Origin of the sequence: Pseudomonas mandelii (assembly GCF_900106065.1) — a bacterium.
GTDB classification, from domain to species: Bacteria; Pseudomonadota; Gammaproteobacteria; order Pseudomonadales; family Pseudomonadaceae; genus Aquipseudomonas; species Aquipseudomonas mandelii.
Window position 1 is genome coordinate 5,517,226 of sequence record NZ_LT629796.1, and the last position, 21,000, is coordinate 5,538,225.

The window sequence follows — 21,000 nt, forward strand, 5'->3', positions numbered from 1 at the left end:
AGGTTTTGCCGGTATCAGCGGCGACGGAACAACGGCAGCGGTTCGTCGGTGGCGGCCTGATAGGTCACCGAGAAGTCCTTGAGACCTTCAAGGGCTTCATACGGGTCTTTATCGGCGCGAATGGCAAAGGCGTCGAACCCGCAGCGGTGCATGTAAAAGAGCTGGTCGCGCAGCACATCGCCGATTGCCCGCAATTCGCCTTTGAAGCCATAGCGGTCACGCAGCAGACGTGCGTTGGAGTAGTTGCGCCCGTCGGTGAAGGCCGGGAAATTCAGGGCGATCACTTGGAACTGATCGACGTCTTCACCGATTTCCTCGGCTTCTTCATCGGCATCCAGCCACACGCCAAGACCGCCATCGCGGGCCTTGAGCATACGACTGTGTTCGCGCCACAGCTGCAACGGGACGATCAGGTCGTCGCAGTTGCTGATCTCGTCGATGTTGAAATCCTTGGGCAGCAAGTGCCAGGTTTCGTCGACGACCTCGTTGTTCTTAATGATTCGCTGCATAGACGCGTTCCTTGAAGAGGTCGATGCCAATACGCTGATAGGTGTCGATGAAGCGCTCGTCTTCGGTACGTTGTTCGATGTACACGTCGATCAGTTTCTCGATCACGTCAGGCATGGCTTCCTGGGCGAAGGACGGGCCGAGGATCTTGCCCAGGCTGGCGTCGCGGCTCGCGCTGCCACCGAGGGAGACCTGGTAGAACTCTTCGCCTTTTTTGTCCACCCCGAGGATGCCGATGTGGCCGACGTGGTGGTGACCACAGGCGTTCATGCAGCCGGAGATGTTCAGGTCCAGTTCGCCGATGTCGAACAGGTAGTCCAGGTCTTCGAAACGACGCTGGATCGACTCGGCGATCGGGATCGACTTGGCGTTGGCCAGCGAGCAGAAATCACCGCCAGGGCAGCAGATGATGTCGGTCAGCAAGCCGATGTTTGGCGTGGCAAAACCTTGCTCGCGCAACTCGCCCCACATCGCGAACAGTTGGGTCTGTTCAACGTCGGCCAGGATGATGTTCTGCTCGTGGGACGTGCGCAGTTGACCGAAGCTGTAGCGATCGGCCAGGTCGGCCACCGCGTCGAGCTGCTTGTCGGTGATGTCGCCCGGCGCAACGCCGGTCGGCTTCAGGGACAGGGTCACCGCGACATAACCCGGCTTTTTGTGGGCCAGGGTATTGCGGGTGCGCCAGCGGGCGAAGCCCGGGTGTTCTTTGTCGAGCTCGGCCAGTTGGGCCGCCTGGTTGTCCAGGGCCTTGTACTCCGGGTCGACGAAGTGTTTGGCGACGCGATGCACTTCGGCCTCGGTCAACGTGGTCTGGCCACCGCGCAGGTGTTCCATTTCCGCGTCGACTTTCTGGGCGAAGACTTCAGGCGTCAGGGCCTTGACCAGAATCTTGATCCGCGCCTTGTACTTGTTGTCACGACGGCCATAGCGGTTGTAGACCCGCAGGATGGCGTCGAGGTAGCTCAACAGGTCTTGCCACGGCAGGAATTCATTGATGAACGCGCCCACTACCGGTGTACGGCCGAGACCACCGCCCACCAGCACGCGGAAACCGAGTTCGCCGGCCGCGTTGTGCACCGGCTCGAGCCCGATGTCATGGACTTCGATGGCCGCACGGTCAGACGTCGAACCGTTGATAGCGATCTTGAACTTGCGCGGCAGGTAGGCGAATTCCGGGTGGAACGTGGTCCACTGGCGAACGATCTCGCACCAAGGGCGCGGGTCAACCAGCTCATCGGCAGCGACACCGGCGAACTGGTCGGTGGTGACGTTACGCAGGCAGTTGCCGCTGGTCTGGATCGCGTGCATCTGCACGGTGGCCAGCTCAGCGAGAATGTCCGGGATGTCTTCCAGCGCCGGCCAGTTGAACTGGACGTTCTGCCGGGTACTGATGTGGGCATAGCCCTTGTCATAGTCGCGGGCAATCTTGGCCATCATCCGCGTCTGGCGCGAAGTCAGTTGGCCGTAAGGCACCGCCACCCGCAACATCGGCGCGAAGCGTTGGATATAAAGCCCGTTTTGCAGGCGCAGGGGGCGGAATTCTTCTTCGCTCAGCTCACCTGCCAGATAGCGTCGGGTCTGATCACGGAACTGCTTGACGCGGTCCTCGATGATCCGCTGATCGTACTCGTCATATACGTACATATAAGTCCTGTTCTCAGGCTTGGGCCGGTCGGATCCCGTTGCGTTTTTTCGCCTGGAGGTCTCCGATGCTGCCTCGGCAATTCTGCGCGCACGGCCGCGCACTCCCTACGGAGCCGGGGCAAGATACCAGTTTGCAGTTATGCGCAAAAGTGATGTTTGAGTATATGTAAAGAACCAAAACGACTAACGAGATCCGTTATTGATAAACCCGTATTTGTCGTGAGGGCAATCGTCGTCTTTACTGTGGTCGAGTCTTTATGCAATCACCGATAAAACCGACAAGAGGCGATGCAATGAGCAACCCTACCAAAGCGACAAAACCTGATAGCACGGTCGATGCTTGGGCGATTCTGTTCCTGATCATCCTGGTCGTGGGCACTGCGGTATTTTGGGTCAGCCATCAATAACCGACCCCGTCCGGGCCCGGTTCCGACGATTGTCGGACAAAAACCGGAATAAACGCCGTTTGCCGGGACTTCGCTGGCTATAATGCGCGGCGAAAATTTCCGGGGGCTCGGGCGTTAATGTTGAAGTTTGTCTACACCTTCCTGCTGATGCTTGGCGCGGCTTGGGGCCCTGTTGCGCATGCAGAGTCGGTGTTGTTCCTCAATCCGGGCAAGACGGATGAGGCCTTCTGGATCAGCTATTCGCAATTCATGCAGGCGGCCGCCAAGGATCTGCGCATTGATCTGCGAATTCTGTATTCCCAACGCATGCCCGAGCTCACCGTGGCGCAAGCCCGCCTGGCCCTGCAAGGTCCCGATCGTCCGAACTATCTGGTGTTCGTCAACGAACAGTATGTCGCTCCACAGATTCTGCGCCTGGCTCAAGGCAGCGGGGTGAAGCTGTTTACGGTCAACGCTTCGCTGACAGCCAATCAGCTGAGCCTGCTGGGCGAGCGTTCCGATCGATTGGGCAGCCTGGTGCCGAACGATGAGGAGGGCGGCTACCTGATGCTCAAGGAGCTGATTCGCCAGCATCCACCCGTGGCGCCTGGCCAGGTCATCGAATTACTGGCGTTCTCCGGCCTGAAGATCACGCCGTCGTCGCAACTGCGCGAACAAGGCATGCTGCGCGCCTTGGCCGAGCACCCGGAAGTGCGCTTGCGCCAAGTGGTTTACGGTGGCTGGAGCCGCGGAAGGGCCTATGAGCAGGCCAAGTTGTTGTTCCGGCGTTACCCGAATGTCTCGTTGGTGTGGTCTGCCAATGACGAAATGGCGTTTGGCGCCATGCAAGCCTATTCGGAGACGGGTGGCGTGCCCGGCAAAGATGCCTTGTTCAGCGGGGTGAACACGTCGCCCGCTGCATTGCAGGCGATGATCGACGGTCGCCTGAGCGTGTTGGTGGGCGGGCACTTCACATTGGGCGGTTGGGCGCTGGTGGAGTTGCATGACGTGGAAATGGGCGTGGATCTGGACCAGTACGGCGGGCGCGACCGGTTGATTCCGGTATTGCAACTGATCGACAAGGCCCACGCCAAGCGGTTGCTGGCCATGGGCGCATCACCGGATTACGGGGTGAATTTCCGTCGTCTGTCGGCCAAGGGCCGGCCGACCTCCTATCGCTATCCGTTCAGCTTGCAAACCCTGATGCGCTAACGCCCCGCCAGATGCACCACCAGTTGCACGATGCCGAACAGCGTCAAAGCGAACACGGCCGTGAACAGAACCCCCAGGATCACGAAATGACTCGGCTTGCCGTGGGTGAAGTCCCGCGCCCGATTCTTCCCGCTCTGCACACCGAACGCCGCCGCCATGACGCTTTGCAGCATCTGCCAGAAGGTCGGTGGCTTGTTGTCGACTGGATCGTCCATAAATCCCTCGTCATCAATGTGTGAAGAGTAAGCATAGACAATCCGTGGCATGCACAAAGCAAATGTGGGAGAGAGCTTGCTAGCGAAGGGGTCGTAACATTCAACATCTTCGTTGACTGTCACATCGCAATCGCGAGCAGGCTCACTCCCACACTTGATCGGGTTGTTCCACACGTTTGTGAACGACCCAAAACAACTGTGGGAGCTAGCCTGCTAGCGAATTGGCCATAGCATTCAACATCTTCGTTGAACGTTATAACGCCTTCGCGAGCAGGCTCGCTCCCACACTTGATCGGGTTGATCCACACGTTTGTGAACGACCCAAAACAACTGTGGGAGCTAGCCTGCTGGCGAAGTGGCCATAACATTCAACATCTTCGTTGAACGTTATAACGCCTTCGCGAGCAGGCTCGCTCCCACACTTGATCGGGTTGATCCACACGTTTGTGAACGACCCAAAACAACTGTGGGAGCTAGCCTGCTGGCGAAGTGGCCATAACATTCAACATTTTCGTTGACTGTCACATCGCTATCGCGAGCAGGCTCACTCCCACACTTGATCGGGTTGATCCACACGTTTGTGAACGACCCAAAACAACTGTGGGAGCTAGCCTGCTAGCGAAGTGGCCATAACATTCAACGTCTTCGTTGACTGTCACATCGCCATCGCGAGCAGGCTCACTCCCACACTTGATCGGGTTGATCCACACGTTTGTGAACGACCCAAAACAACTGTGGGAGCTAGCCTGCTAGCGAAGGGGTCGTAACATTCAACATCTTCGTTGAATGTTATAACGCCTTCGCGAGCAGGCTCGCTCCCACAGGGGGTTCATCTGGCCACAATATTGTGGCCAGGCGCCTGGGTTAGTTGTCGTAACCGAGGTTAGGCGCCAGCCAGCGTTCGGTCACGCTCAGTTCCTGCCCTTTGCGCGATGTGTAGCTCTGCACCTGGTCCTTGTCGATCTTGCCCACCGCAAAATATTGCGCCTGCGGATGAGCGAAGTACCAGCCGCTGACTGCTGCCGCCGGGAACATCGCGTAGTGCTCGGTGAGGAACACGCCGCTGCGGCCGGCCTGCATTTCGCTGGCCTCGGGGTCGAGCAAGGCAAACAAGGTGCTTTTCTCGGTGTGATCCGGGCAGGCCGGGTAGCCCGGGGCAGGGCGGATGCCGGTGTATTGCTCTTTGATCAGCGCCTCGTTGTCGAGCGTCTCGTCCTTGGCGTAACCCCAGTGTTCTTTTCGCACCTGCTGGTGCAGCCACTCGGCACACGCCTCGGCCAGTCGGTCGGCCAGAGCCTTGACCATGATCGAGTTGTAATCATCGCCGGCGTCTTGATAAGCCTTGGCCACTTCTTCGGCGCCGATCCCGGCCGTGGTGATGAATCCACCCACGTAGTCGGTGATTTCGCTGTCCTTCGGCGCGACGAAGTCGGCGAGGGAGAAGTTCGGCTTGCCGTCGGTCTTGATGATCTGCTGGCGCAAGTGATGCAGCTTGGCAATCGGCTTGCCGTCATCGCCGTAGACTTCGATGTCATCCTCACGCACCTGGTTGGCCGGCCAGAAGCCGAACACCGCACGGGCGCTGATGAGTTTCTCGTCGATCAGCTTGGCGAGCATTTCCTGGGCATCGGCATACAACGCGGTAGCGGCTTCACCGACCACTTCGTCCTGCAGGATGCGCGGGAACTTGCCGGCCAGGTCCCAGGAGATAAAGAACGGCGTCCAGTCGATGTATTCGGCCAGAACCTTGAGGTCGATGTTGTCCAGCACCCTGGAACCGGTAAAGGTCGGTTTGACCGGCACATAAGTGCTCCAGTCGAACTGCGGCTTCTTGGCGATGGCGGCCGGGTAGCTCAGGCGTTCGGTGCGGGCGCTGCGATTGGCGGTGCGCTCGCGAACGTCGATGTATTCCAGGCGAGTCTTTTCGACGAACGCCGGTTTCAACTCCTTGGACAGCAACTGCGTCGCCACGCCCACGGCGCGGGAGGCGTCGGTAACGTAGATCACCGCATCGTTGCTGTACTTCGGTTCGATCTTGACCGCCGTGTGCGCCTTGGAGGTGGTCGCGCCACCGATCATCAGCGGCAGATGGAAATCCTGACGCTGCATCTCGCGGGCTACGTGGACCATTTCATCCAGTGAAGGCGTGATCAGACCGGACAGGCCGATGATGTCGCACTTCTGCTCCTTGGCCACTTGCAGGATCTTCTCCGCCGGGACCATCACGCCGAGGTCGACGATGTCGTAGCCGTTACAGCCGAGCACCACACCGACGATGTTCTTGCCGATGTCGTGCACGTCGCCTTTCACCGTGGCCATCAGGATCTTGCCCTTGGCTTCCGGCTTGTCGCCTTTTTCCAGTTCGATGAACGGGATCAAGTGGGCCACGGCCTGTTTCATCACACGGGCGGATTTCACCACTTGCGGCAGGAACATTTTGCCGGCGCCGAACAGGTCGCCCACGATGTTCATGCCGGACATCAGCGGGCCTTCGATCACTTCGATCGGGCGGGCGAACGACTGGCGCGATTCTTCGGTGTCTTCCACGATGTGCGTGGTGATGCCCTTGACCAGCGCATGCTCCAGACGCTTGTTGACGTCCCAGTTGCGCCACTCTTCGGTCTCGGCTTCCTTGACGCTGCCGTCGCCCTTGTATTTGTCGGCGATGGCGAGGAGGGCGTCAGTGCCGTTCGGCGTACGGTTGAGCACCACGTCTTCAACGGCGTCGCGCAGCTCGGCCGGGATCTGGTCGTAGATCTCCAGCTGACCGGCGTTGACGATACCCATGGTCAGACCGTTGCGGATCGCATACAGCAGGAACACCGAGTGAATCGCCTCGCGCACCGGGTTGTTGCCACGGAACGAGAACGACACGTTGGACACGCCGCCCGAGGTCAGCGCATAGGGCAGTTCGTCGCGGATGTAGGCGCAGGCGTTGATGAAGTCCACAGCGTAGTTGTTGTGTTCTTCGATGCCGGTGGCCACGGCGAAGATGTTCGGGTCGAAAATGATGTCTTCCGGCGGGAAGCCGACTTCGTTGACCAGAATGTCGTAGGAGCGTTTGCAGATCTCTTTCTTGCGCGCTTCGGTGTCGGCCTGGCCGGCTTCGTCGAACGCCATCACGACCACGGCGGCGCCATAGCGCTTGCACAGTTTGGCGTGGTGAATGAACTGCTCGACGCCTTCTTTCATGCTGATCGAGTTGACGATGCCCTTGCCCTGAATGCACTTGAGGCCGGCTTCGATCACTTCCCACTTCGAGGAGTCGATCATGATCGGCACACGGGAGATGTCCGGTTCACCGGCAATCAGATTGAGGAAGGTCACCATGGCCTTCTTCGAATCGAGCATCCCTTCATCCATGTTGATGTCGATGATCTGGGCACCGGCTTCAACCTGTTGCAGGGCCACTTCCAGCGCTTCGGTGTAGTTGTCTTCACGGATCAGGCGGGCGAATTTCGCCGAGCCGGTGATGTTGGTGCGCTCGCCGACGTTGACGAACAGCGAACTGCGATCGATGGTGAACGGCTCCAGGCCCGAGAGGCGGCAAGCCTTCGGGATTTCCGGAATGACACGTGGTGCATAACCGGCCACGGCTTTGGCGATGGCTTCGATGTGGCCCGGCGTGGTGCCGCAGCAGCCACCGACGATGTTGAGGAAGCCGCTCTGGGCGAATTCTTCGATGACCTTGGCGGTTTCCGCTGGCAGCTCATCGTACTCGCCGAATTCGTTCGGCAGGCCGGCGTTCGGGTGCGCCGAAACGTGGGTGCCAGCCTTGTTTGACAGTTCTTCCAGGTACGGGCGCAATTCGCTGGCGCCGAGGGCGCAGTTCAGGCCGACCGAGATCGGCTTGGCGTGGGCGACCGAGTTCCAGAACGCTTCGGTGGTCTGGCCGGACAGGGTTCGGCCGGAGGCGTCGGTAATGGTGCCGGAAATCATGATCGGCAGTTCGATACCCAACTCTTCAAACACACCCTGCACGGCGAAGATCGCGGCTTTGGCGTTCAGCGTGTCGAAAATGGTTTCGATCAGGATCAGGTCGGCGCCGCCTTCGATCAGGCCTTTGGTGGCCTCGGTGTAGTTTTCCACCAATTCATCGAAGGTCACGTTGCGGTAGCCGGGGTTGTTCACGTCTGGTGACAGCGAGCAGGTGCGGCTGGTCGGCCCGATCACGCCAGCGACGAAGCGCGGCTTGTCCGGCGTTTCCAGGGTCTTTGCGTCGGCCACCTTGCGTGCCAAGCGCGCGCCTTCTACGTTTAACTCATATGCCAGGCCTTGCATGCCGTAGTCGGCCAGGGAAACCTGGGTGGCGTTGAACGTGTTGGTCTCCAGAATATCGGCGCCGGCATCCAGGTAGGCTTTCTCGATCGACCCGATCACGTCCGGGCGCGTCAACACCAAGAGGTCGTTGTTACCTTTGACGTCGCTTGGCCAGTCAGCAAAGCGTTTGCCCCGGTAATCCTGCTCTTCGAGCTTGTAGCTCTGGATCATCGTGCCCATGCCGCCATCGAGAATCAGGATGCGCTCTTTGAGGGCGTGCTTGAGAGCTTGAAGGCGAACGCTGCGATCGGACATTGGGACTACTCGAAAAGACCATGACGAAGGGCCGGGATAATAGCAAACCTGTGCGCTTTTAGAGCATGCTCCGGTTTTGCATGAATATCGCTCATGTTGGTGAGGGGGCGAGACCGGTAGAATCGCGGCGTTTTTTCAGGATCAGGACCAGGGACATGTCGTATCGCGTCATCACCAGCATCTTTATGCTGCTTATAAGCTGGGATGCCGCTGCGCAGGGTCCGGCGATTTCCTACACGCGTGACATTCAACCGATCTTCACCGAAAAGTGCGTGGCCTGCCATGCCTGCTACGACTCCGCCTGTCAGCTCAATCTGGGCAGCGGCGAAGGGGCGGCGCGTGGCGGGACCAAATCCCCGGTCTACGACGGCGAACGCAGTCAGGCCGCGGCGCCAACCCGGTTGTTTTATGACGCTTTCGGCAAGCGTGCCTGGCAGCAGAAAGGCTTCTATTCGGTACTTGACGCCCAAGGCAGCCAGGCGGCGTTGATGGCGCGAATGCTGGAGCTGGGCCACACAACCCCGTTGCAACCCAATGCCAGGTTGCCGGAAGACATCGTCCTGGGCCTCAACCGGGAAAACATGTGCGCCATGCCGGCGGAGTTCGACGGCTACGCCAGTACCCACCCGAAAGAAGGCATGCCGCTGGCCGTCACCGGCCTGACCGACCAGCAATACCAGACGCTCCAGCGCTGGCTGGCTTCGGGTGCGCCCATCGATGAGCAAGGCCTGGTCCCGAGCGCGAAAGAGGCCATGCAGGTGGTGCAGTGGGAAAACCTGCTCAACGCCCCGGGTGCCCGGGAAAGTCTGGTCGGTCGCTGGCTATTTGAGCATTGGTATATCGCCCATATTTACTTCAAGGACGGTGAGCCGGGGCATTTCTTCCAATGGGTCCGTTCACGCACCCCGACGGGGCAGCCGATCGACCTGATCGATACGCGCCGGCCGAATGATGATCCGGGCACTCGGATTTATTACCGTTTGTGGCCGGTGCAGGGCGTGATCGTGCACAAGACCCACATCACTTATCCGCTGAGCGCGTCGAAGATGGCGCGGATCAAAACACTCTTTTACAGCGGCAACTGGCAGGTCGATGCCTTGCCGGGATACGGGCCGGAGCGCCGGGCCAATCCGTTCAGTACGTTTGAAGCGATCCCGGCTCAGGCGCGTTATCAGTTCATGCTCGATAACGCCGAGTACTTCGTCCGTACTTTCATTCGCGGTCCGGTCTGCCGTGGCCAGATCGCCACGGACGTGATTCGTGACAACTTCTGGGCATTGTTCCAGGCGCCGGAACATGACCTCTACATCACCGACCCGAACTACCGCGGCCAGGCCACGCCGTTGTTGGCGATGCCGGGACAAAACGACGATGTCGGCAGCGTCCTGAGCCTGTGGCATGACTACCGCGACAAGCGCAACGAGTACGAGGCGCTACGCCGGGACAACTACGCCGATCTGCCGGCGCCGAGCTGGTCGACCCTGTGGGCAGGCAACGACAACGCGTTGCTGAGCATCTTTCGGCATTTCGACAGCGCGTCGGTGAACAAGGGCCTGATCGGCGACGTGCCGCAAACCATCTGGCTGTTTGACTATCCGCTGCTGGAACGCACGTATTATCAGTTGGTGGTCAACTTCGACGTGTTCGGCAACGTGTCTCACCAGGCCCAGACACGCTTGTACTTCGACCTGATCCGCAACGGCGCCGAGCAGAATTTCCTGCGCCTGATGCCGGCCGATTCGCGGGACGATTACCTCGATGATTGGTATCAAAGCGGTGGCAAATTCAAAATGTGGCTGGATTACGAGTCCATCGACAATGACACGCCGACGGCCCTGAAGCTGGATGAAAAGGACCCCAAGCGCGACTTCGCGATGCAACTGCTGGCCCGTTATGGCGAGCTCGATGCCAAGCCTGATCCTATCAACCGTTGCGACGGCGCCTACTGTTCGCGACCGAACATCGACCCGGCGTTGCAGAGTGCCGAGCAAGCCTTGAGTCGCCTGACGTCACGCCCGGCGGCCGGTTTGAAGGTCATTGATCAGTTGCCGGAAGCGACGGTGCTGCGCATCGAGACGGCGAGCGGCAAGCGCGAGGTCTACAGCCTGCTGCGCAATCGGGCCCACAGCAATGTGGCCTTCCTGCTCGGTGAATCGCTGCGCTATCAGCCTGGGCTCGACACTTTGACCATTTTCCCGGGCGTGCTCAGCAGCTACCCCAACTTCATGTTCAACATACCCGCCGACCAGGTGCCGGCGTTCGTCGATGCGATGGAAAACGCCAAGGATGCGCACCGCTTCGAGAAAATCGTCGAACGTTGGGGCATTCGCCGCAGCCATCCGCAGTTCTGGTTCTACTTCCATGACCTGAGTCGCTACATCCACGAAACCGAGCCGGTGGAAGAGGGCGTGCTGGATATGAACCGGTACGAGAATCTTTAATCGACCTTTGACTGCTGGTCGGTGTCGGACTCAATAGGCACCGCCATTCCCCTGTAGGAGCGAAGCTTGCTCGCGAAGAGGCCGGTACATTCAACATCATTGTTGGCCGGTCGATCGCCTTCGCGAGCAAGCTTCGCTCCTACGGGGATCTGCGGTGATTTGTGGAGTGCGATCGGAGGGGCGCCGATGTTGATTTCAGTACAGGCACTGCGCGCCGTCGCGGCATGGACGGTGGTCTGCCACCACTTCATGCAGATATTCTTCGACTTCAAGGCCCGTGGTCCCGTGGGTCAGATGTTCATCGACAAGGGCGCGGTGGGCGTTGATATCTTTTTCGTCATCAGTGGCCTGGTGATCTTCCTGTCCACCGAAGGGAAGTCGCTGCCACCTGCACGGTTTCTCCTGTATCGACTGTTTCGCATCGTTCCGGCGTACTGGCTGTACACGGTGCTGATGGCGCTGGTGGTCGTGTTCGCACAGCCTGTGTTGCCGGATCAGACGGTCGACTGGTCACATGTCCTGCTGTCGCTGTTATTCATTCCCACGCAAAACCCCGGTGGCTACGGCATCTATCCGACCCTCAATGTCGGCTGGACGCTGAATTATGAAATGCTGTTCTACGTGCTGTTTGCCTGGGCATTGCTGTTCCGTTTGCAGGTTCGGCTGCTGATCGTCGCGGCGTTGCTGTTTGCGGTGTGCCAGGCGTGGACCGGTTATGGCTGGATCAGCGAGTTCTACCGCTCGGACATTGTTTATGAGTTTCTGCTGGGGATCGCCATCGGCATGATCTACCGGCGCGGCTGGATCAAGCCCGGTGTCTGGCTGCCCTTGCTGGGGATTGGCGGCGCGTTGCTGGCGATTTATAACCTGGCACCGCAGCCACGCTTCCTGGCCTGGGGCGTGCCCGGTGCGGTGTTGGTGATGGCGTGCATGGCGCTGGAACGCTTTTTCGAGAACACCCGTCTGTTCAAGGTGCTTGGCGATTGTTCCTATTCGGTTTACCTGATGCATGTGCTGGTGCTGTCTGTCGGCGGATTTGTCGCCCAGCGTTATGGGGTAAATCCCTACGTGATGTTCGCCGTTTGTGTGGTGACCATCGGCGTGGCTTCCTGGGCAAGTTACGAATATGTAGAAAAATGCAGCTATCGGTGGCTTAAAGAGTGGAACGACGGCGAACCGGCAAGCAACGCTGTTCCGGCTCTTTCCCGACAAAAATACTAGGACTTTGTACGGCGCGATGATTGGCGTAAACTGCGCCCAAGCCTGCGAGGAGTTTCCATGACCGCTATTACCATCACCGACGCCGCACACGATTATCTGGCTGATCTGCTCTCCAAGCAGAACACCCCGGGTATCGGCATCCGCGTCTTTATCACCCAGCCTGGCACCCAGTACGCCGAGACCTGCATTGCGTACTGCAAGCCGGGCGAAGAGAAACCTGAAGACACCGCGCTGGGGCTCAAAAGCTTCACCGCTTACATCGATTCGTTCAGCGAAGCTTTCCTGGACGACGCGGTCGTCGACTACGCTACCGACCGCATGGGCGGCCAACTGACGATCAAGGCGCCCAACGCCAAAGTGCCGATGGTCAACGCTGACAGCCCAGTCAACGAGCGCATCAACTACTACCTGCAAACCGAGATCAATCCGGGGCTGGCCAGCCACGGCGGTCAGGTCAGCTTGATTGATGTGGTCGAAGACGGCATCGCCGTATTGAAATTCGGCGGCGGTTGCCAGGGCTGCGGCCAGGCAGACGTCACCCTTCGCGAAGGCATCGAGCGCACCTTGCTCGAGCGCATTCCCGAGCTCAAGGGTGTACGCGATGTAACTGACCACACGCAGAAAGAAAACGCCTACTACTAAGTAAGGTGTTCGCTGCGAAATGAAAAAACGGCACCCGTGAGTGCCGTTTTTTTATGGGTGAAATTCACTGGCCCTATCGCGAGCAGGCTCGCTCCCACAGGGGGCTATCATTGGATACCCAATCTGTTTCCGCCGCAGATCCAATGTGGGAGGGCCCTATGGCCTGTAGAGATGTGCATGTCCGGCGCGATACAGCGATGACTCACTGAACTGATCACTGCCCAACACCCGACCCACCAGAATCAACGCCGTGCGGCGAAATCCCTTGGCTTCAACCTTCGCGGCAATGTCCGCAATCGTCCCCACCACCCAATCCTGATCCGGCCAGGTCGCCCGGTGAATCACCGCAATCGGGCAGTCGGCGCCGTAATGTGGTAGCAACTCCGCCAGGATCTTCTCCAGATGATTGACCCCCAAATGAATCGCCATGGTCGCCCCGTGCTGGGCCAGGCTCCCCAGTTCTTCGCCGGCCGGCATCACGGTTTTGTCGGCGTAGCGGGTCAGAATCACACTCTGTGAAATGTCGGGCAGGGTCAGTTCAGCCCCCAAAAGCGCCGCACACGCGGCAGTCGCCGTGACCCCCGGGATGATTTCAAACGCAATCCCGAGTTCGCGCAGACAGCGAATCTGCTCGCCAATCGCGCCGTAAAGACTCGGATCACCGGAATGCACCCGCGCCACGTCCTGGCCGTTGGCATGGGCGGTCTTGATCAGTTCGATGATTTGCTCCAGGTGCAATTCGGCGCTGTTGACCACCTGTTCGGCACCATGGCCTTCGAGCACGGCGGCGGGCACCAAAGAGCCTGCATAGATGATCACCGGGCAACTGCGAATCAGCCGTTGGCCTTTGACGGTGATCAGTTCCGGGTCGCCGGGACCTGCGCCAATGAAGTAGACGGTCATCGTCCGTTCCTTTGAATAAAGAGTCTGTCAGAAAAGGGGCTTGGGCTAGGCTTCAGATGAAGATTACTCATGATCGAAGGCGGGGATTATCGGGGATCTTACGCAACGCAGGCCAATGCCAGGGTGGCCTGGGCATATTTTTGTCGCGAAATCAGCAGTTTTGCCGGGGCCTGGGCCAAGTGTTCGGCGAGGGCCAGGGCGGCACTTTCCGCCACGCCGTAGCAGCCGGTGCGTTCGAACGCGATGTCCGAATGATGGCTGAGTTGCGGTTTGTAACCTTCCAGTTGCTCACTGCTGAAATACATCAGCGGTAACGCCAGTTGTTCGGCGAGTTCGACCAGGCCAGGCTCATCACGCTTCAGGTCGATACTGGCCAGGGCCTTGATCTGGTGAAGTCCGATTTGATGAGCCTGCAATGCCTGATCGATCAACGCCCGCAGCGTGCTGGCGGGGCAGCCGCGCTGGCAGCCCAGGCCGACGACTAAAGTCGGCGCTGTGCGGGGATCAATCATGCGTGGTATTGGCCATCGCTTTTGCGGCGGAACAACCAGGCGCTGATCAGGCCCAGGGCCAGCCAGAACGCGACGTTGGTCAGCTGCGACGCGATTTTGAACTGCGCTTCCAGCGCTTGCGGAGCGAGCATCGAGTGCACTTCCGGTTGCGGCGCGCCGATCACGTGCGGAACGGCGAGAATCGCCACGCCAAGGATCTTCATCAGCCAGTGACGGCTGAACACGATCAAGGCGATGCCGACCGCCGTGGAGGCGGCTGTACTGATCCACCAGAGTTGCCGTTGCGCCAGATCAGCCGCGGCAGTGCCCGGCAGTTCAGGCGGCAGGCCGAGGGTCGGGGCCAGCACGAAGGTCGCGTAACCGGCCAGGCCCCATAGCAAGCCCTGGGAGGTTTTGGTCGGTGCACGCAAGGTGTAGAGGCCAGCGAGCATCAGGGCGAAACCGACGGCGACCACCAGGTTACCGCCCGTGGTCGACAGCAGGCGCTGCCAGCCGTCTTCCGGCTCCCAGGCTTCGGCGTCGTGAGTGTGAGCGGCGGCACCGGCGGCGTGTTCGTGAACTTCAACAGCGGCCGGCTCGGATTTTTCGTAGGTTTCGGCCTGCAGAATCAGCGGCGAGACCCAGAAACTTTGCAGCAGGGTCAGCAGCAGGGCGGCCAGCAGCCCTGTGAAACCTGCGGTTTGCGCAATACGCTTGATCATGTCAGCAGGTCTCAATGGCACGGGAAGGCAGAGCTGTGACGGGTGTCGTGCGCGGCATTGTGCACCGCTTCGATGTGCGAGAACCCAGCGAAATACACAAGGCATGCGCCAAGGATCGACGCACACACGGCGGCGGTCAGGCGTTGGCTCAGGGTTGTGGTGGTACTGGCGGTGCTGTGGTAGGTGCTGCTGATGATCGACATGGCGCATCCCTCTGGTCTGTCAGCGGGTGAATAGAGCGCATGGAAGACCCCTGCGAGTCGGGCGCGCAGAGGTTCAAACAGCGCCCGCCCACCGCGGGTTTGTTATTCAGTGACGTAAAGGTCACTTTGTGTTGCGGGCCGGTCTCCGGGCTCACGAGGGGTCAAGGCTTGCGCCTGAACCTGCAAGCATCACCTTCCCATGCCGAACTGCTGGCACAGTGGATCTGACGCTTCGCTCGCTTACCGTTGCGGGGGCAGCACCGGACTGACATGGCTTGGAGTAAAGCACATGATTCACCGGTTTCCCGTTTCACCCTGTGAAGGGCACCCGTAACAAGGCGTGTAGGAGAGCATGGGCGGGGGTTTGACGTCAATTGGCATGGGTTCTCATTCGATAGCCAGGTGAATTCTTCGCGGGCACGCCTCGCTCCTGTAAACGCACCGCTGTCCCGCAGGAGCGAGGCGTGCCCGCGAAGGCGCCGGTGAGAGCGCCACAAGACATTGACCCGCCCCCACACCATGCGTAGCCTTGCGCTTTCGAGGTTCTTCGGCATTTGCCGAAGCTAAGAAGGGAACGCGGTCGATGCCGCGGCTGCCCCCGCAACTGTGAACGGTGATGTTCGCTGCCACGCCACTGCAAACCCTGTGCAACGGGTTCGCGGGAAGGCGCAGCGAATGCCAGGTCCATCGACCGGCACACCGTCAGCCAGGAGACCTGCCTCGACACAGATTCTCACTACAACCGGGCGGGGTGATCCGGTGGCGAACTCTTCCGCGCGCGCATCCGTCGCAGCGATTGTCGTCCCGTATGCCCGCCACCTTGCCAAAGGGCATCCGATGAAAACACTGGCCAAACTCCCCGTCACCATCGTTACCGGCTTCCTCGGCTCGGGCAAAACCACCTTGCTGCGGCACATGCTCGACAACGCTCAGGGCCGCCGCATTGCGGTGATCGTCAACGAGTTCGGCGAGCTGGGCATCGATGGCGAAATCCTCAAGCAGTGCTCCATCGGCTGTACCGAAGAAGAGGCCAACGGCCGCGTCTACGAATTGGCCAACGGCTGCCTGTGCTGCACCGTTCAAGAAGAATTCTTCCCGGTGATGCGCGAATTGGTCGCCCGTCGCGGCGATCTCGACCACATCCTCATCGAAACCTCGGGCCTGGCCCTGCCAAAACCGCTGGTGCAAGCCTTCCAGTGGCCGGAAATTCGCAGCGCTTGCACCGTTGACGCGGTCATCACCGTGGTCGACAGCCCGGCCGTCGCCGCTGGCACGTTCGCCGCGTTCCCGGATCGGGTCGATGCCCAGCGCAAACTCGACCCGAACCTGGACCACGAATCGCCGCTGCACGAGCTGTTCGCCGACCAACTGACCAGCGCCGACCTGGTGATCCTCAACAAGGCCGACCTGATCAGCCCTGAAGATCTGGCCCGGGTGCGCCTGGAAGTCGCCGAAGAACTGCCACCAGCCGTCAAAGTCATCGAAGCCAGCAGCGGCCGTGTGCCACTGGACGTGCTGATCGGTCTCGGTGCCGGTTCCGAAGAACACATCGACAGCCGTCACAGCCATCACGATCACCACCACGAAGGTGAAGACGATCACGACCACGACGCCTTCGACTCCATTTCCATCGAGTTGCCCCAAGCCGACGAAAGCCTGCTGCTGGACGCGCTGACCCAACTGGTGGTCCAGCACGGCATTCTGCGGGTCAAAGGTTTCGCGGCGATTCCGAACAAACCGATGCGCTTGCTGATTCAGGGCGTGGGCACACGTTTCGACAAGCACTTCGACCGTCAGTGGGGCATCGATGAAGCGCGCAACACGCGTCTGGTGTTGATCGGTCAGGAGCTGGACGCCACGCTGCTTGAAGCGCAATTGCGCGCCGCGCTCAGCGTTTAAGCCATGCACCTGCTTAGGACCCAGCCCGGCGGTTTCGTGTCGGATGACAACATTGCCGACCTTGGACAAACCCCCGCCGAGCTGGTGATCCTGTGCAGCGGCGATTCCAGCCTGGCGCTGCTCGCCGAAGCGGCGCAGCAACTGCCTGACGATTACCCGAGCGTGCGCCTGGCCAACCCGATGCAGGTGCAGAATCACGCGTCGGTCGACTTGTATGTCGACGAAGTGTTGCGCCACGCCAAGGTCATTCTGATTTCGTTGCACGGCGGCATCGCCTATTGGCGTTACGGGGTCGAGCGTCTGGTGGAGCTGTCCCAGCGCGGTGTTCAGCTGATTCTGGTGCCTGGCGATGACCGCCCGGACCCGGAACTCAGCGACCTGAGCACCGTAACCGCCGCCGACCGCGACCGGCTCTGGCAGTTTTTGCGTCAGGGCGGCATGGCCAATGCCCTGGATTTTTTCCGCTGCCTGGCCAATCGCTGGCTGGATCGCGATTACGCCTGGGCCGAGCCGCAAACCCTGCCGCGCACGGCGATATACCACCCGCAAAAGAGCCCCGCTGACCTTCACGATTGGCAAGCCGATTGGCAGGCCGGTCAACCGGTGGCGGCGGTGCTGTTCTATCGCTCGCATTTACAGGCGGCGAACACCGCGTTCATCGATGTTTTCTGCCAGCGTTTGCAGGCGACGGGTTTGAATCCGTTGCCGATTGCTGTGGCCAGCCTGAAAGAACCCGGCTGCCTGACGGTGGTCGAGGACCTGCTGGACGACGTCGAGGCGGGGGTGATCTTGAACACCACCGGTTTCGCTCAATCCAGCCCCGAAGCGCCGCATCTGCGGCCGTTTCGACGCAATATTCCGGTGATCCAGGCGATCTGCGCCCAGGACAACGAGCCGGGTTGGCTCGCCAGTGAACAGGGCCTCGGCCCCCGTGATCTGGCGATGCACATCGCGTTGCCGGAACTGGACGGACGGATCATCAGCCGGCCGATCAGCTTCAAGGACCTGGCGTGGCGCAGCGAGCGCAGTCAGTCGGACGTGGTGTGCTATCGGGCGCAACCGGAGCGCATGGATTTCGTCGCCGAACTGGCGCGGCGCTGGATCGATCTGGCCCGGGTACCGAACAGCGAAAAACGCATCGCGCTGATCCTCGCCAACTACCCGACCCGTGACGGGCGCATCGGCAACGGTGTCGGCCTCGACACCCCGGCCGCCGCGCTCAACATCCTGCGGGCGCTGCACACCGAAGGCTATCCGCTGCCTGCCGGGTTGCCGGACAGCGGCACTGCGTTGATTCAACAGTTGCTTGGCGGCGTCAGCAACGACCTCGACACCCTTGATCAGCGTCCCTGCGCGCAAAGTTTGGCGATGGACGACTATCGGCTGATGTTCAACCAATTGCCCAAAGCCAATCAGCAAGCGGTGCTGGAGCGCTGGGGCACGCCCGAAAGCGATCCGATGTGCCGTGACGGCCGCATGATGGTCGCCGGGCTGCGCTTTGGCCTGACCTTCGTCGGCATTCAACCGGCGCGGGGTTATCAGGTTGATCCGAGTGCGGTGTATCACGATCCGGACCTGGTACCGCCCCACGGCTACCTGGCGTTCTACTTCTGGCTGCGCCATACCTATGGCGCCCACGGCGTGATCCACGTCGGCAAGCACGGCAACCTCGAATGGCTGCCGGGCAAAGGCGTCGGACTGTCGGAAAACTGCTGGCCGGATGCGCTGCTCGGGCCACTGCCGAACATTTATCCATTCATCGTCAACGACCCGGGCGAGGGCGCCCAGGCCAAGCGTCGCACCCAAGCGGTGATCATCGACCACCTGATGCCGCCGCTGACCCGCGCCGAAACCTACGGCCCGCTGCGCAACCTCGAACTGCTGGCCGACGAGTATTACGAAGCGCAATTGCTCGATCCGCGCCGCGCCCGAGAGTTGCAGCGCGACATCCTGCAACTGGTGCGCGACACGCACATCGACCGTGAACTGCAACTGGACGAAAAGCTCAACAGCGACGCCGATGCGGCGATCTGGTTGCCACGGCTGGACACGTACTTGTGCGACTTGAAAGAGTCGCAGATCCGCGATGGCCTGCACATCTTTGGCGAGTCGCCGACCGGGCGCTTGCGCATCGATACGTTATTGGCGCTGTTGCGCATCCCCCGTGGCGACGGTCGTGGCGCGCAATCAAGCCTGCTGCGGGCGTTGGCCAAGGCGTTTGAACTGGGGTTTGATCCGCTGGATTGTGCGTTGGCCGAGCCATGGGCGGGGCCGTGTCCTGTGGAACTGCAATCGCTTAACGAGGAGGCCTGGCGCACCGCCGGGGATACCCGCGAACGCCTCGAACTGTTCGCAGCTCAACTCATTGCGCAAACTCTGAATACCAACGCCGAACCTCATGGGAACGAGCCTCTGTGGCGAGGGAGCTTGCTCCCGTTGGTTCGCGAAGCGGACCCAGAAAGTGGGACTGCTGCGCAATCCAGCGCGATGATGCGGCATTCCGACCAGCTACCTCGCCACAAATGTCTGTTCCCACAGGAGGCACGCTGGTCTGAAGTAGACGCCATCCTCGACAGCCTGCGCGAAGTCGTCGCCCCGCGCCTGGACGCCTGCGGGCCGGCAGAAATGCACGGCCTGCTCGATGCCCTGAGCGGTCGTTTCGTCCCGGCCGGCCCCAGTGGCGCGCCGAGTCGCGGTCGTCTGGACGTGCTGCCGACCGGGCGCAATTTCTACTCGGTGGACGTGCGCAACCTGCCAACCACCACGGCGTGGCGCATCGGTTTCCAGTCGGCCAACCTGATTCTCGAACGGCATCTGCAAGACCACGGCGATCACCTGCGTCAGCTTGGCCTGTCCGTCTGGGGCACCGCGACCATGCGCACCGGCGGCGATGACATCGCCCAGGCCATGGCGCTGATGGGTGTGCGCCCGGTCTGGGCCACCGGCAGTCAGCGGGTCGACGACTTTGAAATCCTGCCACTGAGCTTGCTCGACCGTCCGCGGGTGGACGTGACCTTGCGCGTGTCCGGATTCTTTCGTGATGCCTTCGCCAATCTGATCCGCCTGTTCGACGCTGCCGTGCAAGCGGTCGCCGCGCTGGACGAGCCGGACGATCTCAACCCGTTGGCCGCCAAAGTGCGCGCCGAACGGGAAGCACTGATGCAATCGGGCCTTGATGAAGACGCGGCCAAGCGTCAGGCCGGTTGGCGCATCTTCGGGGCCAAGCCCGGTGCTTATGGCGCAGGCGTGCAGGGCGCCATCGACGGTCGTCTGTGGCAAAGCCGCGAAGATCTGGCCGAGGTTTACCTGAACTGGGGCGGCTACGCTTACGGCGGGTCCGATGAAGGCACCGCCGCCCGCGAACAATTCGCCCAGCGTCTGAGCCAGGTGCAGGCGGTGCTGCAAAACCAGGACAATCGCGAGCATGACCTGCTTGATTCCAACGACTATTACCAATTCCAGGGCGGCATGCTCGCTGCCGTGGAAAGCCTCAGCGGCGAAGCGGCGGCCAGTTACCACGGCGATCACAGTCAGCCTGACTTGCCGAAGATCCGCACCTTGAAGGAAGAGTTGAACCGGGTGATCCGCTCCCGGGCGGCGAATCCGAAGTGGATCGACGGCGTGAAGCGTCACGGCTATAAAGGCGCATTCGAATTGGCCGCGACGGTCGATAACCTGTTCGCGTTCGACGCCACGACCCGGTTGATCGACGATCATCAATATGCGTTGCTGGCGGATGCGTATTTGCTCGATCCGGCAACCCGGGATTTTGTGCGTGAGCATAATCCGCATGCGCTGCGCGACATGACCGAGCGCATGCTCGAAGCGCAGCAGCGGGGAATGTGGCAGGAACCGGGCGCGTATCGCGAGGCGCTGGAAAACCTGTTGCTGGACATAGAAGAAGACGGCTGATACACCGCAAACCCCGTAGGAGCGAGG

Annotated in this window: 14 protein-coding genes and 2 riboswitches; of the genes, 6 read left to right on the forward strand and 8 right to left on the reverse strand. The window is 60.5% G+C overall.

The features are described 5' to 3' along the window. Positions 1–14: 14 nt before the first annotated feature. Together BLU63_RS25685 and BLU63_RS25690 are read right to left on the reverse strand one after the other, a co-directional pair. The gene (locus BLU63_RS25685) at positions 15–509 is read right to left on the reverse strand and encodes a DUF934 domain-containing protein (protein ID WP_010460931.1); all 495 of its coding nucleotides are present in this window, start codon (positions 507–509) and stop codon (positions 15–17) included. Beyond that, a complete protein-coding gene (locus BLU63_RS25690) occupies positions 493–2,151 on the reverse strand; it encodes a nitrite/sulfite reductase (RefSeq protein WP_083376571.1) in 1,659 nt (552 codons plus the stop codon). The genes BLU63_RS25685 and BLU63_RS25690 overlap by 17 nt, the downstream gene beginning before the upstream one ends. Positions 2,152–2,675: 524 nt before the next feature. On the opposite strand from BLU63_RS25690, the gene BLU63_RS25695 reads away from it, so the two are divergent. Further along, positions 2,676–3,749, forward strand: a complete 1,074-nt coding sequence (locus BLU63_RS25695; protein WP_083376572.1) for an ABC transporter substrate-binding protein — start codon at positions 2,676–2,678, stop codon at positions 3,747–3,749. Here BLU63_RS25695 and BLU63_RS25700 read toward each other — a convergent pair. Together BLU63_RS25700 and metH are read right to left on the reverse strand one after the other, a co-directional pair. Continuing rightward, positions 3,746–3,964 (reverse strand): DUF2970 domain-containing protein, encoded by a 219-nt coding sequence (locus tag BLU63_RS25700; RefSeq protein WP_083376573.1) that lies wholly within the window; start codon positions 3,962–3,964, stop codon positions 3,746–3,748. The genes BLU63_RS25695 and BLU63_RS25700 overlap by 4 nt on opposite strands. Positions 3,965–4,828: 864 nt before the next feature. Beyond that, positions 4,829–8,539: a methionine synthase gene (gene metH / locus BLU63_RS25705; protein WP_083376574.1), complete on the reverse strand. Its 3,711-nt coding sequence runs from the start codon at positions 8,537–8,539 to the stop codon at positions 4,829–4,831. Positions 8,540–8,694: 155 nt separating this feature from the next. Here metH and BLU63_RS25710 point away from each other — a divergent pair, with 155 nt between their 5' ends. From BLU63_RS25710 to nfuA, 3 genes are all read left to right on the forward strand, one after another. Further along, complete coding sequence (locus BLU63_RS25710; protein ID WP_083376575.1) at positions 8,695–10,980, forward strand: fatty acid cis/trans isomerase; 2,286 nt, start codon at positions 8,695–8,697, stop codon at positions 10,978–10,980. A gap of 186 nt (positions 10,981–11,166) precedes the next feature. Continuing rightward, positions 11,167–12,201 carry an acyltransferase family protein gene (locus tag BLU63_RS25715; RefSeq protein ID WP_083376576.1) on the forward strand — a complete coding sequence of 345 codons (1,035 nt, stop codon included), beginning with the start codon at positions 11,167–11,169 and terminating at the stop codon, positions 12,199–12,201. Between the two features lie 57 nt (positions 12,202–12,258). Continuing rightward, positions 12,259–12,843 carry a Fe-S biogenesis protein NfuA gene (gene nfuA / locus BLU63_RS25720; protein WP_007898222.1) on the forward strand — a complete coding sequence of 195 codons (585 nt, stop codon included), beginning with the start codon at positions 12,259–12,261 and terminating at the stop codon, positions 12,841–12,843. Between the two features lie 156 nt (positions 12,844–12,999). On the opposite strand, the gene cobM is transcribed toward nfuA, so the two are convergent. The 4 genes from cobM to BLU63_RS25740 all read right to left on the reverse strand — a co-directional run bounded on the left by cobM (position 13,000) and on the right by BLU63_RS25740 (position 15,162). Next, positions 13,000–13,746 carry a precorrin-4 C(11)-methyltransferase gene (gene cobM, locus BLU63_RS25725; protein WP_077747683.1) on the reverse strand — a complete coding sequence of 249 codons (747 nt, stop codon included), beginning with the start codon at positions 13,744–13,746 and terminating at the stop codon, positions 13,000–13,002. A 98-nt stretch (positions 13,747–13,844) separates the two neighbouring features. Next, the gene (locus BLU63_RS25730) at positions 13,845–14,258 is read right to left on the reverse strand and encodes a cobalamin biosynthesis protein (RefSeq protein WP_010460913.1); all 414 of its coding nucleotides are present in this window, start codon (positions 14,256–14,258) and stop codon (positions 13,845–13,847) included. Continuing rightward, on the reverse strand, positions 14,255–14,959 hold the full coding sequence (locus BLU63_RS25735) for a CbtA family protein (RefSeq protein ID WP_083376577.1): 705 nt from the start codon (positions 14,957–14,959) through the stop codon (positions 14,255–14,257). Before BLU63_RS25735 ends, BLU63_RS25730 begins: the two co-directional genes overlap by 4 nt. Positions 14,960–14,970: 11 nt before the next feature. Further along, positions 14,971–15,162 (reverse strand): CbtB domain-containing protein, encoded by a 192-nt coding sequence (locus BLU63_RS25740; protein ID WP_083376578.1) that lies wholly within the window; start codon positions 15,160–15,162, stop codon positions 14,971–14,973. Between the two features lie 119 nt (positions 15,163–15,281). Beyond that, a riboswitch (cobalamin riboswitch) is annotated at positions 15,282–15,509 on the reverse strand. A 176-nt stretch (positions 15,510–15,685) separates the two neighbouring features. Then, positions 15,686–15,899, forward strand: a riboswitch (cobalamin riboswitch). A gap of 100 nt (positions 15,900–15,999) precedes the next feature. Here BLU63_RS25740 and cobW point away from each other — a divergent pair. After that, entirely contained in the window at positions 16,000–17,061 is a 1,062-nt protein-coding gene (gene cobW / locus BLU63_RS25745; RefSeq protein WP_083376579.1) for a cobalamin biosynthesis protein CobW, read from the forward strand. A gap of 3 nt (positions 17,062–17,064) precedes the next feature. Further along, on the forward strand, positions 17,065–20,973 hold the full coding sequence (cobN, locus tag BLU63_RS25750; protein ID WP_083376580.1) for a cobaltochelatase subunit CobN: 3,909 nt from the start codon (positions 17,065–17,067) through the stop codon (positions 20,971–20,973). The last annotated feature ends 27 nt before the right edge of the window (positions 20,974–21,000 follow it).

Coding starts and splice junctions, on each gene's coding strand:
- metH (WP_083376574.1), bottom strand. CDS start 8,539: ATGTCCGATCGCAGCGTTCGCCTTCAAGCTCTCAAGCACGCCCTCAAA.
- nfuA (WP_007898222.1), top strand. CDS start 12,259: ATGACCGCTATTACCATCACCGACGCCGCACACGATTATCTGGCTGAT.
- BLU63_RS25730 (WP_010460913.1), bottom strand. CDS start 14,258: ATGATTGATCCCCGCACAGCGCCGACTTTAGTCGTCGGCCTGGGCTGC.
- cobM (WP_077747683.1), bottom strand. CDS start 13,746: ATGACCGTCTACTTCATTGGCGCAGGTCCCGGCGACCCGGAACTGATC.
- BLU63_RS25735 (WP_083376577.1), bottom strand. CDS start 14,959: ATGATCAAGCGTATTGCGCAAACCGCAGGTTTCACAGGGCTGCTGGCC.
- BLU63_RS25685 (WP_010460931.1), bottom strand. CDS start 509: ATGCAGCGAATCATTAAGAACAACGAGGTCGTCGACGAAACCTGGCAC.
- cobN (WP_083376580.1), top strand. CDS start 17,065: ATGCACCTGCTTAGGACCCAGCCCGGCGGTTTCGTGTCGGATGACAAC.
- cobW (WP_083376579.1), top strand. CDS start 16,000: ATGAAAACACTGGCCAAACTCCCCGTCACCATCGTTACCGGCTTCCTC.
- BLU63_RS25695 (WP_083376572.1), top strand. CDS start 2,676: ATGTTGAAGTTTGTCTACACCTTCCTGCTGATGCTTGGCGCGGCTTGG.
- BLU63_RS25700 (WP_083376573.1), bottom strand. CDS start 3,964: ATGGACGATCCAGTCGACAACAAGCCACCGACCTTCTGGCAGATGCTG.
- BLU63_RS25690 (WP_083376571.1), bottom strand. CDS start 2,151: ATGTACGTATATGACGAGTACGATCAGCGGATCATCGAGGACCGCGTC.
- BLU63_RS25740 (WP_083376578.1), bottom strand. CDS start 15,162: ATGTCGATCATCAGCAGCACCTACCACAGCACCGCCAGTACCACCACA.
- BLU63_RS25715 (WP_083376576.1), top strand. CDS start 11,167: ATGTTGATTTCAGTACAGGCACTGCGCGCCGTCGCGGCATGGACGGTG.
- BLU63_RS25710 (WP_083376575.1), top strand. CDS start 8,695: ATGTCGTATCGCGTCATCACCAGCATCTTTATGCTGCTTATAAGCTGG.